18 protein-coding genes and 1 pseudogene are annotated in these 20673 nt (G+C 74.0%); 7 read left to right on the forward strand and 12 right to left on the reverse strand.

The window, feature by feature from the left end:
- Nucleotides 1–38: 38 nt before the first annotated feature.
- Nucleotides 39–935, reverse strand: a complete 897-nt coding sequence (locus CLV56_RS11330; RefSeq protein ID WP_211288047.1) for a shikimate dehydrogenase — start codon at nucleotides 933–935, stop codon at nucleotides 39–41.
- Nucleotides 932–2734, reverse strand: a complete 1803-nt coding sequence (locus CLV56_RS11335; protein WP_039339992.1) for a bifunctional sugar phosphate isomerase/epimerase/4-hydroxyphenylpyruvate dioxygenase family protein — start codon at nucleotides 2732–2734, stop codon at nucleotides 932–934. The genes CLV56_RS11330 and CLV56_RS11335 overlap by 4 nt, the downstream gene beginning before the upstream one ends.
- Nucleotides 2735–2819: 85 nt before the next feature.
- Here CLV56_RS11335 and CLV56_RS11340 point away from each other — a divergent pair, with 85 nt between their 5' ends.
- Entirely contained in the window at nucleotides 2820–3476 is a 657-nt protein-coding gene (locus CLV56_RS11340; protein WP_039339990.1) for a TetR/AcrR family transcriptional regulator, read from the forward strand.
- A gap of 38 nt (nucleotides 3477–3514) precedes the next feature.
- On the opposite strand, the gene CLV56_RS11345 is transcribed toward CLV56_RS11340, so the two are convergent.
- From CLV56_RS11345 to CLV56_RS21475, 5 genes are all read right to left on the reverse strand, one after another.
- Complete coding sequence (locus tag CLV56_RS11345; RefSeq protein ID WP_039339988.1) at nucleotides 3515–5107, reverse strand: precorrin-2 C(20)-methyltransferase; 1593 nt, start codon at nucleotides 5105–5107, stop codon at nucleotides 3515–3517.
- Nucleotides 5104–5793 (reverse strand): precorrin-8X methylmutase, encoded by a 690-nt coding sequence (locus CLV56_RS11350; RefSeq protein WP_039339987.1) that lies wholly within the window; start codon nucleotides 5791–5793, stop codon nucleotides 5104–5106. Before CLV56_RS11350 ends, CLV56_RS11345 begins: the two co-directional genes overlap by 4 nt.
- The gene (locus tag CLV56_RS11355) at nucleotides 5790–6719 is read right to left on the reverse strand and encodes a hypothetical protein (RefSeq protein ID WP_039339985.1); all 930 of its coding nucleotides are present in this window, start codon (nucleotides 6717–6719) and stop codon (nucleotides 5790–5792) included. The genes CLV56_RS11350 and CLV56_RS11355 overlap by 4 nt, the downstream gene beginning before the upstream one ends.
- Nucleotides 6720–6779: 60 nt before the next feature.
- A complete protein-coding gene (locus CLV56_RS11360; protein WP_039339984.1) occupies nucleotides 6780–8660 on the reverse strand; it encodes an endonuclease/exonuclease/phosphatase family protein in 1881 nt (626 codons plus the stop codon).
- A gap of 234 nt (nucleotides 8661–8894) precedes the next feature.
- Nucleotides 8895–9005, reverse strand: a complete 111-nt coding sequence (locus CLV56_RS21475) for an AbrB/MazE/SpoVT family DNA-binding domain-containing protein (protein ID WP_483869445.1) — start codon at nucleotides 9003–9005, stop codon at nucleotides 8895–8897.
- Nucleotides 9006–9014: 9 nt separating this feature from the next.
- On the opposite strand from CLV56_RS21475, the gene CLV56_RS11365 reads away from it, so the two are divergent.
- From CLV56_RS11365 to CLV56_RS11380, 4 genes are all read left to right on the forward strand, one after another.
- Entirely contained in the window at nucleotides 9015–9623 is a 609-nt protein-coding gene (locus CLV56_RS11365; RefSeq protein WP_039339982.1) for a class I SAM-dependent methyltransferase, read from the forward strand.
- Nucleotides 9624–9874: 251 nt separating this feature from the next.
- Entirely contained in the window at nucleotides 9875–13687 is a 3813-nt protein-coding gene (cobN, locus tag CLV56_RS11370) for a cobaltochelatase subunit CobN (protein ID WP_039339980.1), read from the forward strand.
- On the forward strand, nucleotides 13684–14481 hold the full coding sequence (gene cobF / locus CLV56_RS11375) for a precorrin-6A synthase (deacetylating) (RefSeq protein WP_039339978.1): 798 nt from the start codon (nucleotides 13684–13686) through the stop codon (nucleotides 14479–14481). The genes cobN and cobF overlap by 4 nt, the downstream gene beginning before the upstream one ends.
- Before the next feature lie 133 nt (nucleotides 14482–14614).
- On the forward strand, nucleotides 14615–15148 hold the full coding sequence (locus tag CLV56_RS11380; RefSeq protein WP_039339976.1) for a bifunctional adenosylcobinamide kinase/adenosylcobinamide-phosphate guanylyltransferase: 534 nt from the start codon (nucleotides 14615–14617) through the stop codon (nucleotides 15146–15148).
- Nucleotides 15149–15207: 59 nt separating this feature from the next.
- Here the strand turns inward: CLV56_RS11380 and CLV56_RS11385 are convergent, their stop codons facing one another.
- The 5 genes and pseudogenes from CLV56_RS11385 to CLV56_RS21405 form a co-directional block, all read right to left on the reverse strand.
- Nucleotides 15208–15570 carry a cupin domain-containing protein gene (locus CLV56_RS11385; RefSeq protein WP_100414842.1) on the reverse strand — a complete coding sequence of 121 codons (363 nt, stop codon included), beginning with the start codon at nucleotides 15568–15570 and terminating at the stop codon, nucleotides 15208–15210.
- Nucleotides 15571–15632: 62 nt separating this feature from the next.
- Nucleotides 15633–16427, reverse strand: coding sequence for an adenosylcobinamide-GDP ribazoletransferase (locus CLV56_RS11390; protein WP_100414843.1), 795 nt, complete (start codon nucleotides 16425–16427; stop codon nucleotides 15633–15635).
- A complete protein-coding gene (gene cobT / locus CLV56_RS11395; protein ID WP_245857773.1) occupies nucleotides 16420–17496 on the reverse strand; it encodes a nicotinate-nucleotide--dimethylbenzimidazole phosphoribosyltransferase in 1077 nt (358 codons plus the stop codon). Before cobT ends, CLV56_RS11390 begins: the two co-directional genes overlap by 8 nt.
- Before the next feature lie 52 nt (nucleotides 17497–17548).
- Nucleotides 17549–18337 (reverse strand): uroporphyrinogen-III C-methyltransferase, encoded by a 789-nt coding sequence (gene cobA / locus CLV56_RS11400; protein WP_245857894.1) that lies wholly within the window; start codon nucleotides 18335–18337, stop codon nucleotides 17549–17551.
- 3 nt (nucleotides 18338–18340) lie between these two features.
- Nucleotides 18341–18820 (reverse strand): annotated as a pseudogene (locus tag CLV56_RS21405) (precorrin-2 dehydrogenase/sirohydrochlorin ferrochelatase family protein); the annotation flags it as partial.
- Between CLV56_RS21405 and cbiE the strand changes: the two are divergent.
- Both cbiE and CLV56_RS11410 read left to right on the forward strand, forming a co-directional pair.
- Nucleotides 18815–20017, forward strand: a complete 1203-nt coding sequence (gene cbiE / locus CLV56_RS11405) for a precorrin-6y C5,15-methyltransferase (decarboxylating) subunit CbiE (protein ID WP_039339972.1) — start codon at nucleotides 18815–18817, stop codon at nucleotides 20015–20017. The pseudogene CLV56_RS21405 and the gene cbiE overlap by 6 nt on opposite strands.
- A gap of 48 nt (nucleotides 20018–20065) precedes the next feature.
- The gene (locus tag CLV56_RS11410; RefSeq protein ID WP_039339968.1) at nucleotides 20066–20662 is read left to right on the forward strand and encodes a hypothetical protein; all 597 of its coding nucleotides are present in this window, start codon (nucleotides 20066–20068) and stop codon (nucleotides 20660–20662) included.
- Nucleotides 20663–20673: the final 11 nt, after the last annotated feature.

Genomic DNA, 20673 nt, shown 5'->3' on the forward strand with positions numbered 1-20673 from the left:
GGCGTCGAGCAGCGGCGGGGCGATGCCGTACGGGACGCTCAGGGGGCTGAGCGGGCGACGAGCTCGTCCAGGTCGCCCAGCATGAGCCTGTGGTCCGGCACCCGGCCGGTCACGAGCGTGAACGTGTGGCTGGCCTGGTAGACCGCCATGTAGCCGCCGTGCAGCACCTGGCACCCGCGTTCGCGGGCACGCACGAGCAGCTCGGTCTCGAGCGGACGGTAGACGATGTCGGCGACCCACTGCGACGGCTCGAGGAGATCCACGTCGAACGGGACACCCGGGTGGTGTGCCATCCCGGTCGGGGTGCAGTGCACGATCCCGTCGGCGTCGCGGAGCGCGTCCGGGAGGTCGGCGTACGAGGCTGGGCGGACGTCCACGCCGGGGTGTCGCGCGGACAGGTCCGCAGCGAGGTCCTGTGCGCGTCGGTCCTCGGCGTCCACCACGACGAGCGGGCTTGCGCCGAGCCCGGCCGCCGCCTCCGCGACGGCCGAGCCCGCGCCACCCGCGCCGACGACGAGCACGTGGCCGAGGGGGTCGGCGGTCAGGTGCTCGCGTACGGCGGTGGTGAAACCGGTCAGGTCGGTGTTGTGGCCGACCAGCCGGCCGTCTTGGATCAGGACGGTGTTCACGGCGTTCAGCCGCCGCGTCGCCGGCTCGAGCTCGTCGAGGTGGGCGACGACAGCCCGCTTCAGGGGGTGGGTCACGTTCAGCGCGTCGAACCCGAGCACGCGCGCGGAGTCGAGCAGGCCCTTCAACGCGTCACCCGTCGGTGCCTGTGCCGGCATCTCCACCGGCCGGTACACGTAGCGCAGACCTTGCCGGTCGGCCTCGAGGCGGTGCAGGGCCGGGGTGAGGGAGGCCGTGACGCCGTGCCCGAGGAGCCCCATCAGGTAGCCCTCCGCGCCGCGCTCCGTCGCCTGGACCGCGCCCGTCACGCGACCACCGTCTGTGCCGCGAGCCGCACCGGTGCGTTCGGCGCGCCGAAGCCGTCGTAGGCCTGGCGACGCTCGACCAGCTCGAAGAACACGTCCCCGATGGTGCGCGTGTAGCAGTGCAGGAACTCGCCGTCGGCATCACGGTCGTAGAGCAGGTCCAGCGAGCGCAGCGACGTGACGAAGTCGGGGTCGAGGTCGAAGCGGGCGGTGAGGTCCTCGTAGTAGTTGTCGGGGACGTCGAGCACCCGTAGCCCGTGACGCCGCCCGTGCTCGACGGCGGCCCGGACGTCGCTGGTCGCGAACGCGACGTGCTGGGGGAGCCCGGCGCCGGCGGCCAGCCCTGCGGGGAGCAGGTTGAGCGCGAGCCGGACCGCACCGTCGGCCGTCCGCATCACCCGGCTGAGCACGAGACCGGCCGGCCCCGCCACCTCCTGGGCGGGCTGAGCGTGCAGCGCGAGCACGCTCTCGTAGAACAAGGCCGCCTCGTCGTAGTGCTGCCAGGGCTGGACCAGGTTCACGTGGTCCACACCGAGGATCGTCGACCCCGGGGGTGGGGATCCGCCCTCGAACTCGTCGACCCACCCCGGCTCCCGGCCGGATCCGGTCGCCGCGGACAGCATGATCTCGGTCCCGTCGGGAGCAGCGAAGGTGGGCAGCTCCTGCTCGCCCGCGTACGCCTGGCGGAATCGCGTCGGGGCGGCCAGGGCCTCGGCGCGGCGCTCCCCGGCGCGCGGGTCGGTGACGTCGAACCCGAGTGCTGCCAGGGACGGAGCCGAGTCGCGGGCGTGCTGCTCGTTGCACACGACGTACGCGTCGCCGGCGCTCCAGAGGCGCACCGGCTTGGTGCGGTGCCGACCGCGGAACGTGAAGCCCAGCTGGCCGAGCAGCGCCTCGACCGGTGAGGTGTCCTCTCCCTTGACCTCGACGAACCCGAACGCGGTCGGATGCTGGACGTCGGGCAACGGCTCCATCCCCGCGCCGACGCCGGCGGCGGCCGCGTGGTCCTCGAGCCAGCGCAGGGAGCGACGGGCCTGGAGTGCGGTGCGTTCGGGATCGGTCTGGCGGAAGGTGTCGTTGAAGACCTCCAGCGAGATCGGGCCCTCGTACCCCGCGCGGAGGACGTGCCCGAGGAACGCCGGGAGGTCGAAGCCGCCCTCGCCCGGGAACAATCGGTGGTGGCGGCTCCACGACAGCACGTCCATCGTCAGCACGGGGGCGTCGGCGAGCTGGAGGAAGAAGATCTTGTCGCCGGGGATCTGCTCGATCCCGGCGGGGTCGTGGCCGCGGGACAGGATGTGGAAGCTGTCGAGGCACACGCCCACCTGCGGGTGGTCGGCCCGCTCCACGATCCGCCACGCGTGACGGTAGTCGTCGACGAACCGGCCCCAGGCGAGCGCCTCGTACGCGAGCCGGATCCCGTGCTCGCCGGCGACGTCGCCGAGGGCGGCGAGCTGGCGAGCCGAGACGTCGTCGCTGTCGCGGGTCGCTGTGGCGACGTTGCTGCAGACGAGCATCGTGTCGATGCCCATGCGGTTCATCAGGGCGAACTTCGCGCGCGCTCGCCGCACGACGTCACCGAAGGAGGCGTCGTCGACGCCTTCGGCGTCCCGGAACGGCTGGTAGAGGTCGAGCGCGAGCCCGAGGCGGTCGGCGAGGGCCGCGATCTCCTCGGGGCTGTGCTGGGAGACCACGAGGTCCGGCTCGAAGATCTCGACGCCGTCGAACCCGGCATCCGCAGCAGCATGGAGCTTGCGGTCGAGCGCGCCGCTCAGGCACACGGTCGCGATCGATGTTCGCATGGACTCCCTCTCGTCGGTTAAGTAACTATACGGTACGTACGTTACCGGTGTCAGCCCCCGCTGCCCGTCCCGATAGGGTTCGGTCATGGCGGAGCAGACTCCTGTGGCGCGCACGCGCGATGCCGAGCGGACGCGCGCGGAGGTCCTGGACGTGGCCGGCGAGGTGTTCGCCGAGGCAGGGCTGGCCGGAGCGCGGGTCGACGAGATCGCGGCGCGCACCTCCACGACGAAGCGGATGCTCTACTACTACTTCGGCAGCAAGGAAGGGCTGTACCTCGCCGTCCTCGAGCGTGCCTACCTCGGGATCCGGCAGGTCGAGACCACCCTCGACCTCGAGACGATGAGCCCCCACGAAGCCGTCCGTCGGCTCGCCGAGCTCACCTTCGACCACCACCTGCAGCACCCGGACTTCATCCGTCTCGTCGCGATCGAGAACATCCACCACGGCCGGTTCCTGCGCAAGATCGAGAGCCTGAACGAGCTCGGGACCCCGGCCGTCACCGTGCTGGAGGACCTGCTCGCGCGAGGGAAGGCCGCGGGGGAGTTCCGCGGAGACGTCACCGCGATCGACGTGCACATGGTGATCAGCGCCTTCTGCGTCTTCCAGGTCGCGAACAACCACACCTTCGGCTACCTCTTCGACTACGACATGTCGGCCCCGGAGGTGTCGGCACGCAACCGCGCGATGATCGGCGACGTGGTCGTGGCGTGGCTGACCGAGCCGGGGTCGGAGTCACGCTGAACGGCGTGCTCGCCGACGGCGCGCGCACCTGACGGACGTCAGTCCCGCTCCGGGACGAACCGCGGGGTCCACGCCGCCCCGCCGGCGCCGATCCGCGTCGACGAGGCACCGACGAGGATCAGGCACTTCATGTCGATCGACTCGGGGTCGAGCCCGCCGAGCGTGGTGACGGTCAGCGACTCCTCCGCGCGGCCGACGTCGCGCCCGACGACCACGACGGTGGCCGGATCCCGCTCGGACAGCAGCACCCGCTTGGCGTCAGCGACCTGCGTCGTGCGCGAGCGCGACCGCGGGTTGTAGATCCCGAGGACGAGGTCGGCGCGCGCGATCGCGCGCAGCCGGTCCTCGATCACCGTCCACGGCTTGAGCCGGTCCGACAGGCTGAGGACGGCGAAGTCCGCCCCGAGGGGCGCGCCCGCGCGGGCGGCGACCGCCTGCACGGCCGTCATGCCGGGGACCACCCGCACATCGAGGCGGGCGTACGCAGGGTCGCCCGCCACGGCCACGTCGAGCGCCTCGAACACCGCCGACGCCATCCCGAAGACTCCCGCGTCGCCGCCCGAGACGACCGCGACCCGCTCTCCCTCGAGCGCGAGATCGAGCGCGAACCGGGCCCGGTCGATCTCGACGGTGTTCCCGGACGCGTGCCGCTGCAGTCCGGCGCGCTGCGGGACCCGGCTGACGTACGGGCCGTAGCCCACGACGTGGTCGACCGCAGCGAGGACCTCGGAGGCCTCGGGGGTCAGCCACGCGTCCGGTCCCGGTCCGAGCCCGACGACGTGGAGGGTCGGTACGGGGTCTCGATCCTCGCTGCGCTCGGCCTCGGCCGACGGGTTCCCATCGCTGGTCGAGGCGTCGGCGAGGGACGAGCCGGCGATCGAGACCCCGCCCTCCTCGTAGCGTCGCCGCGACGGCGAGCTGTCGCCGGGCACCAGGACGATCGAGAAGTACGGGACTGAGTCCGGATCGACCTCGGCGACCGGGAGCAGGCGCTGGGAGTCCATCGATGCGCGCTCGACGTACACGGCGTCGTCGAGCCTCCCGGCCTGCGCGAGCGCGGACCGCACGGCAGGGAACCGGCGCCCGAGCTTCATGATGATGGCTCCGTCGGTGTCGGCGAGCCGGCGGGCGAGCTCGGCCTCGTCGAGGGTGCCCGGGAGCACGGTGAGCACGTCGGTCTGGCGCACGAGCGGGGCCGCCGCGGTGGCGCTCGCCGCCGCGAACGCCGGGACGCCGGGCACGATCTGGCTCTCGTACCGTCCGGACAGCCGGTCGTGCAGGTACATGAACGACCCGTAGAACAGGGGGTCGCCCTCCGCGAGCACGACCACGTCGCGACCCGCGTCGAGGTGCGCGGCCACGCGAGCCTCGCAGTCGGCGTAGAAGTCCGTCATCGCCCCCGCGTACCCGCCCGGGTGGTCGGTGGTCCCGGTCGTGACCGGGTACTCGAGCACCTCTTCGTGGGCATCCGGTGGGATCAGATCGTCGGCGATCCGGCGGGCGTTCGAGCGCTTGCCGCGACCCTGGTGGTACGCGATCACGTCCGCGGCGGCGATCAGCCGGGCCGCCTTGAGCGTGACGAGCTCGGGGTCGCCCGGGCCGAGTCCGACGCCGTACAGCCGGCCGGTCACGCGTCGCCCTCGCGGACCACGGTGAGCTCGCGCTCGGCGGCCAGCGCGTTGAGCGCCGCCGACGCCATCGCGGATCCGCCCCGGCGCCCGTGCACCACGAGGTACGGGACCGTCGGTGCGTACGCCACGAGCGCCTCCTTCGACTCGGCCGCACCCACGAACCCGACCGGGACGCCGACGATCGCGGCCGGCCGAGGTGCGCCGTCGGCGAGCAGCTCGAGCAGGTGGAACAGTGCCGTCGGCGCGTTGCCGATCGCGACCACCGCCTCCTCGAGCCGGTCAGCCCAGAGCGAGACCGCGGCCGCGGACCGTGTCGTACCCCAGGCGCGGGCGAGGTCAGGCACCCGCGCGTCCTTCAGGGTGCAGACGACCTCGTTGTCGCGGGGCAGCCGGGCCCGGGTGACGCCGCTCGCGACCATGTGCGCGTCGGTGAGGATCGGTGCACCGGCGGCCAGGGCCGTACGGGCGGCGCCGACCAGGTCCGGGTGGATCGCGAGGTCGCGTGCGAGATCGGTCTGGCCGCAGGCGTGGATCATCCGGACGGCGACCTTCTCCGCGTCGGCCGGGATCGCGGACAGGTCGGCCTCGTCGCGGATCGTCGCGAACGACGCGCGGTAGATGTCGTCGCCGCCGCCGACGTAGCCGTACCGGCGGGTCGGACGGTCCGGGACTGGGGTCGTGCTCACAGGCGGATCTCCGGTCGTTCGGTCGGCAGGTCGGGCAGGACGACGGTGCGGGCCGGCGTGACGATCACCTCGGCCACCGCGCTCGCGGCGATCGTACGAGCCGCGTCCGCCGTCACCACGCCCTCCGGCGCCTTGATCACGTGCGCGTACCGCCCGTCCCGCTGCGCCAGCACCCCCGCCCTCGCCCACACCTGCCCCGTCCCCGACGTGTCGAGTTGCGGCGCGAATCCGCCGGGTGAATCCGGCCCCGACTCGACGAATCGCGGTCGGGGTCGGAGGGGGTGGGGGAGCTCGCGCACGTGCCAGGGGGCGGACGGGCCGGTGCCGGCCGCGTCGAGGAACGCATGGGCGAGGTCGATGAGGGCCGGGACGGCGTCGGGCCACGCCACGACGCCGGTGTCGTGCTCGCCGGCCACGAGCCGCGCACCTCCGCCCGAGCCGCCCGTCGCGATCGCCGCCAGGTCGACGCCGTCGCCCGCCACGTCGTACGAGCCGTCGTCGAGCGCGAGCAGGAACTTCCCGGGCAGCCCGGCCAGCCGCTCGTCGGCGAGCAGCGCCGCGTCGAGAGCGGCGAGGACGGGGCGCAGGTCGACCGCGCCGCCGACCCGGCCGGTCAGCGGCGAGCAGGCCAGGTTGCGGACGAGGTCGTGGGCGCGCGAGGGCAGCAGGTGCGCCCGCTCGAGCGCGGCGGTGAAGGCCTCCACCGGTCGGCCGTCCGGGCCGACGGCGACGCTGCGGAGCTGGAGGTTCGCGCGCGACGTCAGCGACAGACGGCCGACGCCGTACGCATCGGCGAGGTCGGCGACGAGCCGCAGCTGGTCCGGCGTGATCCGTCCGCCGGGGAGTCGCAGCCGGACGAGAGCACCGTCGTCGGCCGGCCACGGACGCAGCACCCCCGGGCAGCGGTCGACGCGGGTCCGGTCCATGGCGGCATCGTGGCACGGCCCGCTCGGAGCGCCGATCACCGCTCCCTGCGCAAGACCGTCTCAGCCCGCGTTGCGCAGCTGGACCCGGACGTAGACCGGCAGATGGTCCGAGGCTTGCGACGTCCCGGCCTGCGGGTCACGGACCTTCAGGCTGCGGGTCGCGAGCAGGTGGTCGATCCGGCGCTGTGGATCGTCGGCCGGTGAGGTCGGCGGGTCGGACCGGCGGAGCGCGTCGCGCAGCGGGCCGTCGGTCAGCTCCGCGAACGCCGCGGAGTCCGGCTCGGTGTTGAGGTCCCCGCCGAGCACGACGGGGATGCCGTCGGCGATCCGCTCCTGAGCGAGTGTCGCGAGGTCGCCGGCCTGCTCGTCGACGCCGTCGTCGTTCGGCTGGAGGTGGGTCGAGATCATCCAGAGGTCGGTGTCGGTGCCGCGCACCCGCACGGACAGGGCCTGCGCTCCGGTCACCGCGCCGTACGACGGGAGCGGCGTCCGCTCGACCGCAGCGACGGGCAGGGTCGTGATCACCGCATCACCCCAGACCGGGTCTGCGGCCGGCGAGAACACGGCGTCGCGGTCGAGCAGCCGTGCGAGGATCGCGAGCTGGTCCTGGCCGCCGTTCAGCAGCCACGCCCGGTCGACCTCGCTCAGCAGCGCGACGTCGGTGTCGGCGAGGTCGGCGGCGACCAGGTCCGGGCGGAACGTCCCGTCCATGCCGTACCCCATCCGGACGTTGTACGCCGCCACGCGCACGTCTCCCGGCAGGACGTCGCCTGCGGACTTCGCGTCGGCGCGAGCGTCGACGCCGTCGAGCGGGCGTACGGTCGCGGCCGGCCCGGCCAGCGCGACGATGACCGCGATCGCGGCTGCGGAGGCGAGCACGACGAGCGAGCCCGCCGCGGTCACAGGCGTCGAGCCGTCGGCGTCGGGTCCGGTGGCAGCGACGATCCCGAGCACGAGGGCGGCCAGGACCACCAGCCAGGGGGCGGTGTACCCGAGGTCGTAGCCGGCGTAGTAGCCGAAGATCAGCGCGACCCAGATCAGCCCGCCGTACGTCGCGGTGGTCGCCGTGGCGCGCGCACCTCCGGAGGCCGCGACCCACAGGTGCGCCAGGGCCGGCATCCCGAGCAGGTACGCGGGCAGGCTCCACGGCGGGAGCGACCCGCTGATCGCGTCGACCTCGGCGGTCGCGAGCATCCCGAGAGCGACCGACCCCACGAGGACGGCCGCTGCGATCCACGCGGACGTCCGCGAGGCCGCTACGGTGCTGACGCCGACGGCGACGACCGAGCTCAGCGCCACCGTGGCCAGGCCGACCCAGTCCGCGGCCACGGATGCGCGGGCGGCGTCCGCGAGCACGATCCCGGCCAGGAACAGCCCCGGCATCAGCAGGCAGGCCACCCGCGCGCTCGCCCGTACGGCGGGGCCGCCGCGTGCGGCCTGTGCGCAGCCTGCCGCGAGCCCGACCTGGACTCCGAGCAGGAGCCACCCCCACGGGTCACCCCGCCAGACCGCACCCCAGGTCCCGAGCCCGGCGTGCGTCACGACCGACAGCGCGATCCCGGCGGTCACACCGGCCACCAGGACGTCGCCGTGACGCACCGCCACCGTGCCCAACCACCACAGACCGAACGCGACGCCGAGCGAGGCGACGAGCAGCTGGGGGCGACCGCCGTCGGTGGCCTGCAGCCCGATCCGGCAGAGCCCGAGCAGGGCGAGGGCGAGGGCCCACACCGGCGGACGGCTGCGGGTGATGGAGGCGAGGAGCACGGCGACCACCGCGCAGCCCAGCGCGTACGCTCCCATCAGCTCGGGAGGGGTCTCGGCGGCCTGGCCGAAGATCGTGATCAACGACGGGGTCCAGACCCGAACGACGTCGATCAGCATCCACACCCCGGCCCCCACCGCGAGCATCGCGGCGCTGCGGGACCGGGGGGACGCCATGAACGAGTTCTACCCGCCTGGGCCTCGCAGCGCCAGGGGGCTGGCCGTCACCGGCGCCAGCACTCGGTCCGCACACCCGGGACGCGCCGGAACTCGCGGGTGTTGCCGGTGACCACGACCAGGGAGAGGCTGCGCGCGTGGCCCGCGACCAGGACGCCGTACGCACCGATCTGCGTGCCTCGGCTCGTCAGCGCCGCGCCTCGATCACTTCGTCGGTGTCGAGCAGGTGCGTGATCACCAGCCGTGCTCCTGCGGCTCGGGCTGCTCGCGGTCGGCCAGGAAGTCCGCCGAGACCTCGGGACCGTGCTCGAACCAGAAGTCCCACCCGCGACGCTCACCAGGCACGATGGAGACATGACGAGCACTTCGCCGGGCACTCCCCGCTGGTTCACCGATACCGGCGACGGCCACGCGCAGTGGTACATCGAGCGGTTCCGGGCGATGGCGCGCGACGGCGCCGACCTCGAGGGCGAGGCGCGGCTGGTCGATGCGCTCGTGCCGCCGCAGTCGCGCATCCTCGACGCCGGGTGCGGGCCGGGACGCGTCGGCGGTGCGCTGCACGAGCGCGGGCACGACGTCGTCGGCGTCGACGTCGACCCCGAGCTGATCGCGGCGGCGCGCGAGGACCACCCCGGCCCGGACTGGGTGGTCGGTGATCTCGCGACGCTCGACCTCGGTGACGCCGAGCCGTTCGACCTCGCGGTCGTCGCCGGCAACGTGATGGTGTTCGTCGCGCCGAACTCCGAGCGGGCCGTCCTCGAGCGCCTCGCAGCCCACGTCCGACCGGGTGGACGGATCGTGCTCGGCTTCCGCACCGACCGGCCGTACGGTCCGGCTCAGCTCGCGGCCGATGCGGAAGGTGTCGGACTCGCGCTCGAGCAGCGGTTCGCGACGTGGGACCTGGTGCCGTACGACCCGGCCGCCGACTTCGCGGTCACGGTGCTGCGTGTGCCCGGGCATTGACGGCCGGACGACCGCGCGGACGTACGATTCCGCGCCGATGAGCTGCGCGCCGGGCCGGGCCGGACCGAGTCGTACGTCCGGACGGTCGTGCCGTCCCGTAGTCTGAGCGCGCACCTCCCACCGCGGACCCAGGAACCCGGCGCAACTCCGGGGCGGTTCCGCCACTGTGACCCGGCCGTACGGCCGGCAGCCAGACACTGATCGCGGTGGATCCGATCGAGACAGGGCGAGAACCCTGCGAAGGAGCATCGATGACGCGGATCGCGCTGCTGTCCACCTCCGACACCGACCTGCTCGCGGCTCGCGCGAGCGACGCCCCGTACGTGCTGGCGAACCCGTCGCGGCTGGACGTCGCGACCGAGGTGGAGCCGCTGGTCGCCGATGCGGATCTCGTGATCGTCCGGATCCTCGGGACGTCGCGGACGTGGGCCGACGGGCTCGCGCTGCTGCGGGCGACGGGGCGGCCTGTCGTCGTGCTGGGCGGTGAGCAGAGTCCGGATGCGGCGCTGATGGAGCTGTCGACGGTCCCCGTCGGTGTGGCGGCGCAGGCACACGCGTACCTGGCGCACGGCGGCCCGGCGAATCTCGCGCAGCTGCACGGATTCCTGTCCGACACGGTTCTGCTGACCGGGGTCGGGTTCGAGCCCCCGGAGGCGCTGCCGACCTGGGGCTGGCTGGAGCGGGACGGGTCGGCCGAGCGCGACCCGTCGGTCGAGCCTGTCGAGACCTCGGCCTCCACCAGCGGTCTCGATGCGAGCGACCGAGAGCCCTACCGCGTCGGCATCCTCGTCTACCGCGCCCACGCGCACGCGGGCAACGACCGCTTCGCCCACGACCTCGCCGACGCGATCGACGCGACCGGCGACGCCGTCGGTCTCCCGCTCCACACGTCGTCGTTGCGCAACCCGCCGCAGGACCTGATCGCGGCGCTCGGCACCCTCGACGCGCTGGTCGTGACCGTCCTCGCCGCGGGCGGGACGCGCCCCGCGAACGCGAGCGCCGGCGGTGACGACGAGGCGTGGGACGTCGCCGCTCTCGCCGGTCTCGACATCCCGATCCTGCAGGGGCTGTGCCTGACGTGGTCGCGCGAGGAGTGGGCTGGGTCCGACGACGGCGTCTCACCGCTCGACTCGGCGAACCAGATCGCGATCCCCGAGTTCGACGGCCGGATCATCACGGTCCCGTTCTCGTTCAAGGAGGTCGACCCGGACGACCCGACTGGGCTCCCGCGCTACGTCACGGACCCCGAGCGGTGCGACCGCCTCGCCCGCACGGCCGTCGCGCACGCCCGGCTCCGCCACACCGCCCCGGCCGACCGGCGGATCGCGATGGTGCTCTCGGCGTACCCCACGAAGCACGCGCGGATCGGGAACGCCGTCGGTCTGGACACCCCGGTCAGCGCCGTCCGCCTGCTGCGCGCGATGCGCGAGGCCGGGTACGACCTGGGCCCGACGGGTGTGATCCCGGGCCTCGACGCGGTCGATCGCGTCGACGGCGAGGACCCGGACACTACGGCCGGCAACGCGCTGATCCACGCCCTGATCGACGCCGGCGGTCAGGACGAGGAGTGGCTGACCGACGCGCACCTCACGGCGAGCCACGTCAGGATCCCGGCGGCGCGGTACGCCGCGTGGTTCGCGACGCTCGACCCCGCACTGCGCGAGGACGTCGAGCGGACCTGGGGACCGCCGCCGGGCCGGCTGTTCGTCAACCAGGACGACGAGATCGTGCTCGCGACGCTGCGCGCCGGGAACCTCGTGCTGCTGATCCAGCCGCCCCGTGGGTTCGGAGAGAACCCGGTCGCGATCTACCACGACCCGGACATGCCGCCGAGCCACCACTACCTGGCGGCGTACCGCTGGCTGGAGAACGGCCCGGACGTCGGTGGGTTCGGCGCGCACGCGGTCGTGCACCTCGGCAAGCACGGCTCGATGGAGTGGCTGCCCGGCAAGAACGCGGCGCTGTCGGCGGCCTGTGCGACCGACGCCGCGATCGGATCGATGCCGCTGGTCTACCCGTTCCTGGTCAACGACCCCGGGGAGGGAGCGCAGGCGAAGCGCCGCGCGCACGCGACGATCGTCGATCACCTGATCCCGCCGATGGCGCGCGCCGAGTCGTACGGTGACATCGCGAAGCTCGAGCAGCTGCTCGACGAGTACGCGAACGTCGCCGCGATGGATCCTGCGAAGGTCCCCGCCCTCCGTGCGGAGATCTGGACCCTGATGACCGCGGCGCAGATGCACCGTGACCTCGGGCTCGAGGAGCGGCCGGGCGACGAGGAGTTCGACGACTTCCTGCTCCACGTCGACGGGTGGCTCTGCGAGGTGAAGGACGCCCAGATCCGCGACGGCCTGCACGTCCTCGGCGCGGCGCCGACGGGAGCAGTACGGGTGGATCTGGTGCTGTCGATCCTGCGGGCGGCGCAGGTGTGGAGCGGGCGGAGCCACGCCGTACCCGGGCTTCGCAGCGCGCTCGGGCTGACCGAGGACGCCGACGCGCGGACGACCGACGCGATCGAGGCCCGGGCGCGGGCGCTGGTCGAGGCGATGGAGGACGCGGGCTGGGACCCGACGGCGGTGCCGGCGGTGCTCGAGGGTCTCGATCACTCGCTCCGCTCGCGCCTCGACCAGCGGAACGACGCCTCCCTCCCGGTCGTCGAGGCCGAGCGGAGCGGCTCCCTCCCGGTCGTCGAGGCCGAGCGGAGCGAGGATCGAGACGCCGTCGCCGAGGTCCTGACCTTCGCCGCCACCGAGGTCGTCCCCCGCCTGGCTCGCACCACCGACGAGATCGGGGCTGTCCTGCACGCGCTCGACGGCGGGTACGTCCCCGCGGGTCCGTCCGGCTCTCCCCTGCGCGGCCTCGTCAACGTGCTCCCGACCGGGCGCAACTTCTACACCGTGGACCCGAAGGCCGTGCCGAGCCGCCTCGCGTACGAGACGGGCGTGCGGATGGCCGACTCGCTGATCTCGACGTACGTCGCCGACCACGGCGAGCACCCGCGGTCCGTCGGGCTGTCGGTGTGGGGCACGTCGGCGATGCGCACGTCCGGCGACGACGTCGGCGAGGTGCTGGCGCTGCTCGGGGTCCGCCCCACCTGGGACGAGGCCTCGCGACGCGTCACCGCGCTGGAGCCGGTCGACCTCGCCGAGCTCGGACGGCCGCGGATCGACGTGACGGTGCGGATCTCCGGCTTCTTCCGCGACGCGTTCCCGCACGTGGTCGCGATGCTGGACGACGCCGTACGCCTCGTCGCGGAGCTGGACGAGCCGGACGACCAGAACTTCGTCCGCGCCCACGCCCGTGCCGACCTCGCCGAGCACGGTGACGAGAGGCGCGCGACGACGCGGATCTTCGGCTCCGCCCCCGGCGCGTACGGCGCGGGGATCCTGCCGCTGATCGAGTCCGGGACATGGCGCGACGACGCCGATCTCGCCGAGGTCTACACGACGTGGGGCGGGTACGCGTACGGCCGCGGGCTGGAGGGGCGTGCGGCGAACGACGACATGCGCACCGCGTACCGCCGGATCGCCGTGGCGGCGAAGAACACCGACACCCGCGAGCACGACATCGCCGACTCCGACGACTACTTCCAGTACCACGGCGGGATGGTCGCCACGGTCCGCGCGCTGACCGGCGCCGCGCCCGAGGCGTACGTCGGGGACTCGACCACGCCGGACGCGGTCCGTACCCGGACGCTGGAGCAGGAGACGAACCGCGTGTTCCGCTCCCGGGTGGTGAACCCCCGCTGGATCGCCGCGATGCAGCGGCACGGCTACAAGGGCGCGTTCGAGCTGGCGGCGACGGTGGACTACCTGTTCGGGTACGACGCGACGACCGGGGTCGTGGCGGACTGGCAGTACGAGGCGCTGGCGCGCGAGTACGTGCTGGACAAGGCGAACCAGGAGTTCATGCGCCGCGCGAACCCCTGGGCGCTGCGCGGGATCGTGGAGCGGCTGTCCGAGGCCGCCGACCGTGGGCTGTGGGCGGAGCCCGACCCCGACGTGGTCGCGCAGATGCAGCAGGTCTACCTCGACGTCGAGGGCGACCTGGAGGACCGGGGGTGAGTGCGGGGGCCGGCGCTGCGCGGCGGCGGGTCGACGTCCGCGTGGTCGGGATCGGCCCTGGCGGCGTGGACCAGCTCACCGTCGAGGCGGTCGCGGCGTTGAACGCGGTCGACGTCTTCGTGGTCGCGGACAAGGGCGCGGCGTCGGCGGACCTTCGGCGTCTGCGCGAGGCGATCCTGGTCCACCACCGGACCGGTCCGTACGAGGTGGTCGACGTCGCGGACCCCGAGCGCGACCGCGGTCGCGCGGTCGCGGCCGACGCCGCGGCCTACGACCGGGCGGTGACCGACTGGCACGACGCCCGCGCCGAGGCGTACGAGGAGGTGCTGGCCGGTCTCCCGGAGGGAACCGTCGCCGGGTTCCTCGTATGGGGCGACCCCGCGCTGTACGACTCGACGCTGCGGATCCTCGACCGGATCGCGGCGCGGGGCCTGGTCGCGCCGGTCGTCGGGGTGGTCCCGGGGGTGAGCGCGGTCTCCCTCCTCGCGGCCCGGCACGGGCTGGTCCTGAACCAGGTCGGCTCAGCGCTCACGATCACGACGATGCGGCGGCTGCGCGATCACGCCGACGCCGGGCACGACAACCTCGTCGTCGTCCTGGCCGCCGACGCGCCGCCCGTGGACCTGCCGGGGGAGTGGGACGTGTGGTGGGGCGGCAACCTCGGGACCGACGGTGAGCTGCTCCTCGCCGGGCCCTTGAGGGACGTCGCCCCGCGGATCGCGGACGCCCGCCAGGCGCTGCGGACCGAGCACGGCTGGGTGATGGACACGTCCCTGCTGCGTCGCCACGGATGACCGGTGGACGACCGCGACGTGACCACCGGGTGACCGCGAGGTGACCGCATGGTGGACGCCGGGGGGTGCGAACGGGGCGGTGGCGTGCGACGCTGCCCGCATCGGATTCCTCCAGGGGCGAGAGGGGCACGACATGGGGCGCAAGGTGCTGGTGACCGGCGGGGTGCGGTCGGGCAAGTCGAGGTACGCGGAGTCGGTCTTCGCCGACGAGCCGGACGTGGCGTACGTGGCGCCGGGCCCGATGCCGGACGAGTCCGACCCCGAGTGGCTGGCGCGGGTCCGCGAGCACCAGGCACGACGGCCCGCGACCTGGCAGACGGTCGAGACCGCCGACGTCGCCGGGGCGCTGCGCGGCGTGGAGACGCCGGTGATCGTCGACTGTCTCGGCACCTGGGTGACGGCGACGCTGGACGAGCTGGAGGCGTGGGACGAGCCCGACGCGCAGTGGCGACCGGAGCTCGGCAAGCGGATCGACACCCTGACCGAGGCCTGGGCCTCGCGGACCCACCTGAGCGTGGCGGTGACGAACGAGGTCGGGTTCGGAGTCGTGCCCGACCACCGGTCGGGTCGGGTGTTCCGCGACGTCCTCGGTCTGCTCAACCAGCGGTTCGCGGAGGTCTCCGACGAGGTCGCGCTCGTCGTTGCGGGTCGCGTCCTCTACCTCTGACCGGCGACCGCGCCGCGGGTGACTCGCGACCGCGCCGCGGGTGACTCGCGAGGGAGGCCTCAGAGCTCGCGGAGCGGGGACGTCATCGCGCCTCCGGCGTCGCCGGTGTTGACCGTCCCCTTCGGCTCGAACAGCAGCGCCTCGACCTCGCCCTCGGCCTTCGGGCAGTGCTCCACCCCGGCGGGGACGACGTAGACGTCCTCGGGGCCCAGCTCGACGTCGTGGTCGCGCAGCTGGATCGTCAGGCAACCCGACCGGACGAGGAAGAGCTCGTCGGTGTCCGGGTGGGTGTGCCAGACGAACTCACCGTGGATCCTCACGACCTTGACGTCGTAGTCGTTGATGCTGACCAGGCGGTGCGGCTGCCAGAAGCCCTCGACGGACTCCAGCGCCTCGCCGATGTTGCGGGGCTGCTCCGACATGCGTCCAGGATCGCACCGCCGCGGGTGAGGCGCCCGGGCCGCACGGCCGCGGATCGCTCGCGTCACGCCGTGATCGTGAACAGCACCGCGACCGTCGCGACCTCGATCGAGGCGCCGATCACGTCGCCGGTGATCCCGCCGAGCACCGTGACGCACCGCCGGACGAGCAGCCCGACGGCAACGATCATGATCGCCACGGCGAGCAGGCCCCGCCACCAGTCGATCGGAGTCAGCAGCAGCGCACCGCACAGGGCGGCGGTCATCAGCATCAGCACGCTCACGGCAGTCCCGACGGGGACGGTCCCGGCGACGCTCGCGCCGAGCCCGGTCGGAGTCGCCGCAGGCACCGGCCGCATGCAGACCAGCACGGTCGCTGCGCGCGAGACGCAGACCGCGACGCCGGCCGCGAGCCAGCCGAGCTCGACCCCCGCCAGCACGTCGAGCGCGCCCGCCTGGAGCAGCAGCACGAGGAAGAGCGTCGCCGCCCCCGCGGGACCCAGATCACCGGCCCGCATGATCTCGATCCGCCGGGCGGGCTCGTACGGTGCCGTCAGACCGTCGGCGGTGTCCGCGAGACCGTCGAGGTGGATCGCGCGGGTCGCGAGCGCGAGCGCGCCGACGGCGATCGCGCCCGAGAGCAGACGCGGCACGTCGAGCGCGTGCGCCAGCAGCAGCACCCCGCCCACGACGACCGCGAGGGGGAGCGCGGCGACCGGGGTCACCGCCATCGCGATCCCTGCACGGCGCCGGTCCACGCGGCTCGGGGCGGGGACCCGGAACACCGACAGCGTCCCGGCGGCGAGCAGCAACCCGTCGACCAGCGGCGAGCGGGAGCCCGCCGAGGGGGACTCAGCCATCGTGGTCGGGTGCTGCCGCCGAACCGTCGGACCCGGCCGCCAGCACGTCCTCCAGCAGCGACACTTCGCCCAGCAGCGCCGCTGCGGCGCGCAGCACCGGTACGGCGGCGACCGCGCCGGATCCCTCGCCGAGCCGCATCCCGAGGTCGAGCAAGGGCTCGATCCCGAGCTTCGACAGCGCGAGCGCCTGGGCCGGCTCGGTCGAGCGGTGGCCGCCCGCGAACCACGCGGCAGCACCGGGCGCCAGGTCGTCGGCGACGAGCGCGCAGGCTACCGAGATCACCCCGTCCAGCAGCACCGGGACACCGCGCTCGGCCGCACGGACCAGGAAGCCGACCTGGGCCGCGAGATCGGCCGAACCGAGGGCGGCCAGCCGCTGGGTCGGGTCCTCCACCCGCGACCCGACCCGTGCCAGCGCCTCGTCGACCAGCGCCTCCTTCGCCGCCAGAGCGGTGTCGCCGACGCCCGATCCCCGGCCGACGACGTCCCGCGCCGGCAGCCCGAGGCTCGCGGCGATCAGCGCGGCGCTCGGCGTGGTGTTGCCGATCCCCATGTCGCCGGCGATCAGGAGGTCGGCACCCGCAGCGATCTCCGCGTCGGCGATCGTACGGCCGGCCGCGAGCGCGCGTACGGCCTCGTCGGCGGTGATCGCGTCGCGCAGGTGGAGGGGCTCGGAACCGCGGCGGACCTTGTGCGCGGTCACGTCCCCGGGGACGCCGTCGAGGTCGTCGTCGACGCCGAGGTCCACGACCTTCAGCGCGACGTCGTGCTGACGCGCGAGCACCGCGACCCCGGCCCCGCCTCCGAGGAACTGCCGCACCATCAGGGCGGTGATCTCCTTCGGGTACGCGGAGACGCCGTACGAGGCGACACCGTGGTCGCCAGCGAACACGACCGCGCGGACGCGGCTCGGCGCCGGTGCCGGGCAGGTCCCGCTGACGGCCGACCACCAGACCGCCGCCTCGCCGAGCCGCCCCAGCGCCCCCACGGGGGTGGCCAGCCCGGCGAGCCGGGCGGCGGCCTCCGTACGGACGTCGTCGTCGGGCGGGGTCACGCGCACGGTGCTCACAGGTCCTCCTGGTCGGGGTCGGGTGCCGCTCCAGACTAGGCCGCGGCGCGTCTCACGCCTCGGGGTCGAACCCCGCGACGGCGCCGATCACCGTGATCGCGGGAGCGCCGATGCCTTCCTCGGCCATCCGCGCGGCGATCGTCGCCACGTCCGCGCGCACCACGCGCTGGGTCGGCAGAGCCGCGTCGGCGATCGTCGCGGCGGGAGTCGCCGGGTCGAGCCCCTCGGCGACCAGCGTGGAGGTGATCGCCGGCAGGCTCGCCACCGCCATCAGCAGCACGAGGTCGGTGCCGGAGCGCGCGAGGGCGCCGTAGTCGATCGTCGAGCGAGGGTCGCCGGGAGCGACGTGCCCGGAGATCACCGTGAAGCCCTGGTTGAGGCCGCGGTGCGTCACGGGGACGCCGGCGAGCGCGGGACCGGCGAGGGCGGAGCTGACCCCGGGGACGACGCGGACCGGGATGCCGGCACCCGCGCAGGCCGCGACCTCCTCGCCGCCCCGTCCGAAGACGAAGTTGTCGCCGCCCTTCAGGCGGACCACCCGGCGTCCGGCCCTCGCCTGCTCCACGAGGATCCGGTTGATCTCCTCCTGCGCGGTGAACCGGCCGCGCGGGATCTTGCCGACGTCGATCACGTCGACGTCGAGCTCCGCGAGAGCGCCGAGCGGCGCGAGCCGGTCGACGACCACCACGTCGGCCGAGCGCAGGGCCTCGAGCCCGGAGACCGTGAGCAGGCCGGGGTCCCCCGGCCCTCCGCCGACGAGGGTGACCGAGCCCGGCTCGAGCGACGCCCGCTCGTCGGCACCGTCGCGTCCGCCGCGGTCGGTCCTGCGGCGCGCGGTGATGCACCATCGGTCGCGCTTGCGGGCCTCGGCGGCGACGTGCTGGTCGACCTGGGTCCGCCCGGTCGCGGCAACGACCAGCTCGGCCTCCTCGAGGTCGGTGACGTCGAACGGGCGGCGGTGCCAGGTGACGACGCCGCGCTGCGCGAGATCCTCGACGGACTGGACGGCGTCCGGTGCGACGACGGTGACGGCCGCGTCGGCGTCGCGCAGGGCGGTGACCTGGGCCAGCGCGGTCGCTCCCGCTCCGACGACGAGGACCCGACGGTCGGCGACATCGAGCTGCGCCCGGAATCCTGCGCTGCCTGCCATGGGTGTCCCTTCCTCGGTGCGTCTGCCCGAGAACGCCGTCGTACCGGGGTCTTCGATGGTAGTCAGACCGGGCGACCCCGGCGCCCGGTGGCCGGATCGCGGGACGGCGTCCGGGACTGGGGCCGGGTGCGGGTTCCCGGTGGGCCCCGCAGCCGATAGCGTCTGCGCATGCATCGGATCACGGTGGTCGGAATCGGTGCGGACGGTTGGGACGGACTCGCGATGTCGTCGCGCAAGATCGTCCGCGAGGCCGAGGTGGTGATGGGCGGCAAGCGGCTGCTCGACACCCTGCCCTGGGCGTGGTGGCAGGAGCGTGTGGAGTGGCCCGCCTCGCTGGAGGACGCGCTCGCCACGCTCCTCGCCGAGCACGAGGACAAGAAGGTCGCCGTGATGGCCTCCGGCGACCCGCTGGTCGCCGGGATCGGCGGCCTGCTGGTCGACGCGGTCGGCGCCGAGTCGGTCGAGATCCTGCCCGGGCTGTCGTCGGAGACGCTGGCGCGTGCCCGGATGCGCTGGTCGTACGAGCAGACCTCGCTGGTCTCCCTCGAGGACCACGAGGTCCGGCGCCTGGTCCAGCACCTGGCTCCGGGCCGCCGGTTGATCGTCCTGTCCGGCGACGGAGGCACGCCGTCGTCGGTGGCCTCGCTCCTGCGCGAGCGGGGGTACGGCGGCAGCACGATGACGGTCCTCGGCGACCTCGGGGCGATCACCGAGTCGCGCACCGAGGCCCGTGCGGACGCGTGGGCGGACCGCGTCTCGCCGGAGCTGAACGTGATCTGCCTCGAGTGCGTCGCCGATCCCGACCGGCGCTCGGCCACGTCGCGGGTCCCCGGGCTGCCCGACGACGCCCACGCGACGGGAGCGCTCGCCCGCGACCTCCGTACGGCGGCTCTCGCCCGCCTGGGACCGGCCGCGGGCGACCTGCTGGTCGACGTCGGCTCCGGCGCCGGGTGCGTGGCGGTCGAGTGGGTCCGGGCCGAGCCGCTGGCCCGCGCCGTGACGCTCGTGCGCGGTGCCGGTGAGGTGCGCGAGGCCCGCGCCGTCGGCACCGAGCTGGGCGTGCCGGCACTGGAGCTCCAGGAGGCCACGGACGAGGACGCGGTGATCGCGGCCCTCGTCGCCCTGGATGCGCCGGACGCCGTCTTCGTCGGACCGCGATACCTGAGCGCGGCCGTGCTCGACGCAGCGCGGGGTTCGCTGAAGCCCGGGTCCCGGCTCGTCGCACAGGCGGTCACGCCCGCGGACCAGGCGATGCTGACCGGCCAGTTCCTCGAGCTCGGCGGCGAGCTCGTGCGGCTCCAGGCCGACGTGGCCCAGGAGGCGGCGTGGCAGGTGGCCGAGCCGACCGTGCAGTGGAGCCTGCTGCTCTGAGGCCCGGGCCCGCCCCACCAACGGTCCGGACTCCCGTAGGCGGGTCGCTTGCGCACCACCGGCGCGGGCTATCGTGAGCGGGTGCCCGACGACGCCTCCGGACCGCCGACCGCGGCCCTGCTGACCCCGGCGGCACTGACCGCCGGCCCGGTCCGCGCGGTCCGTTCGGTGGCAGTCGCTGGTCTGATCGGGGCCACCGCCCTGAGCGCGCACCTGGCCGCCGGCGGGGCCGCCCCCGCCGACCTCGCGCTCCTCGCCGCCGGCCCGATCGCGGTCGGCGCGTGCTGGCGGCTGAGCGCTCGGCGCTGGTCGGTGCGCGACCTGCTCGGCCTCTTCCTGGTTGCGCAGGCTGCGGTGCACGTCCTCGCGATGCTCGCTCCGGCGGCGGGTGCGGTCGACCAGACACGCGCCGCGCCGATGGCGATCTCGCACGTCCTCGGTGCGCTCGTCCTGGTCGTGCTGGTCCAGCACGGCGAGGGGGTCCTGTGGACGCTGACCCAGCACCTGGGGCTGCGCGCGGCCGGACTGCTGGACGCGCCGAGCGCGACCGGGACCTGCCGGTCCGTCCCGGTCCTGGCGCGCACCGCCGAGGTGGTGCCCGGACCGGAGCGCCGGGTCTGCCGAGGGCGTTCTCCGCCGCGGTGACGTCGGCGACG

Origin of the sequence: Mumia flava (genome assembly GCF_002797495.1) — a bacterium.
In the GTDB taxonomy this organism is placed as follows: Bacteria; Actinomycetota; Actinomycetes; order Propionibacteriales; family Nocardioidaceae; genus Mumia; species Mumia flava.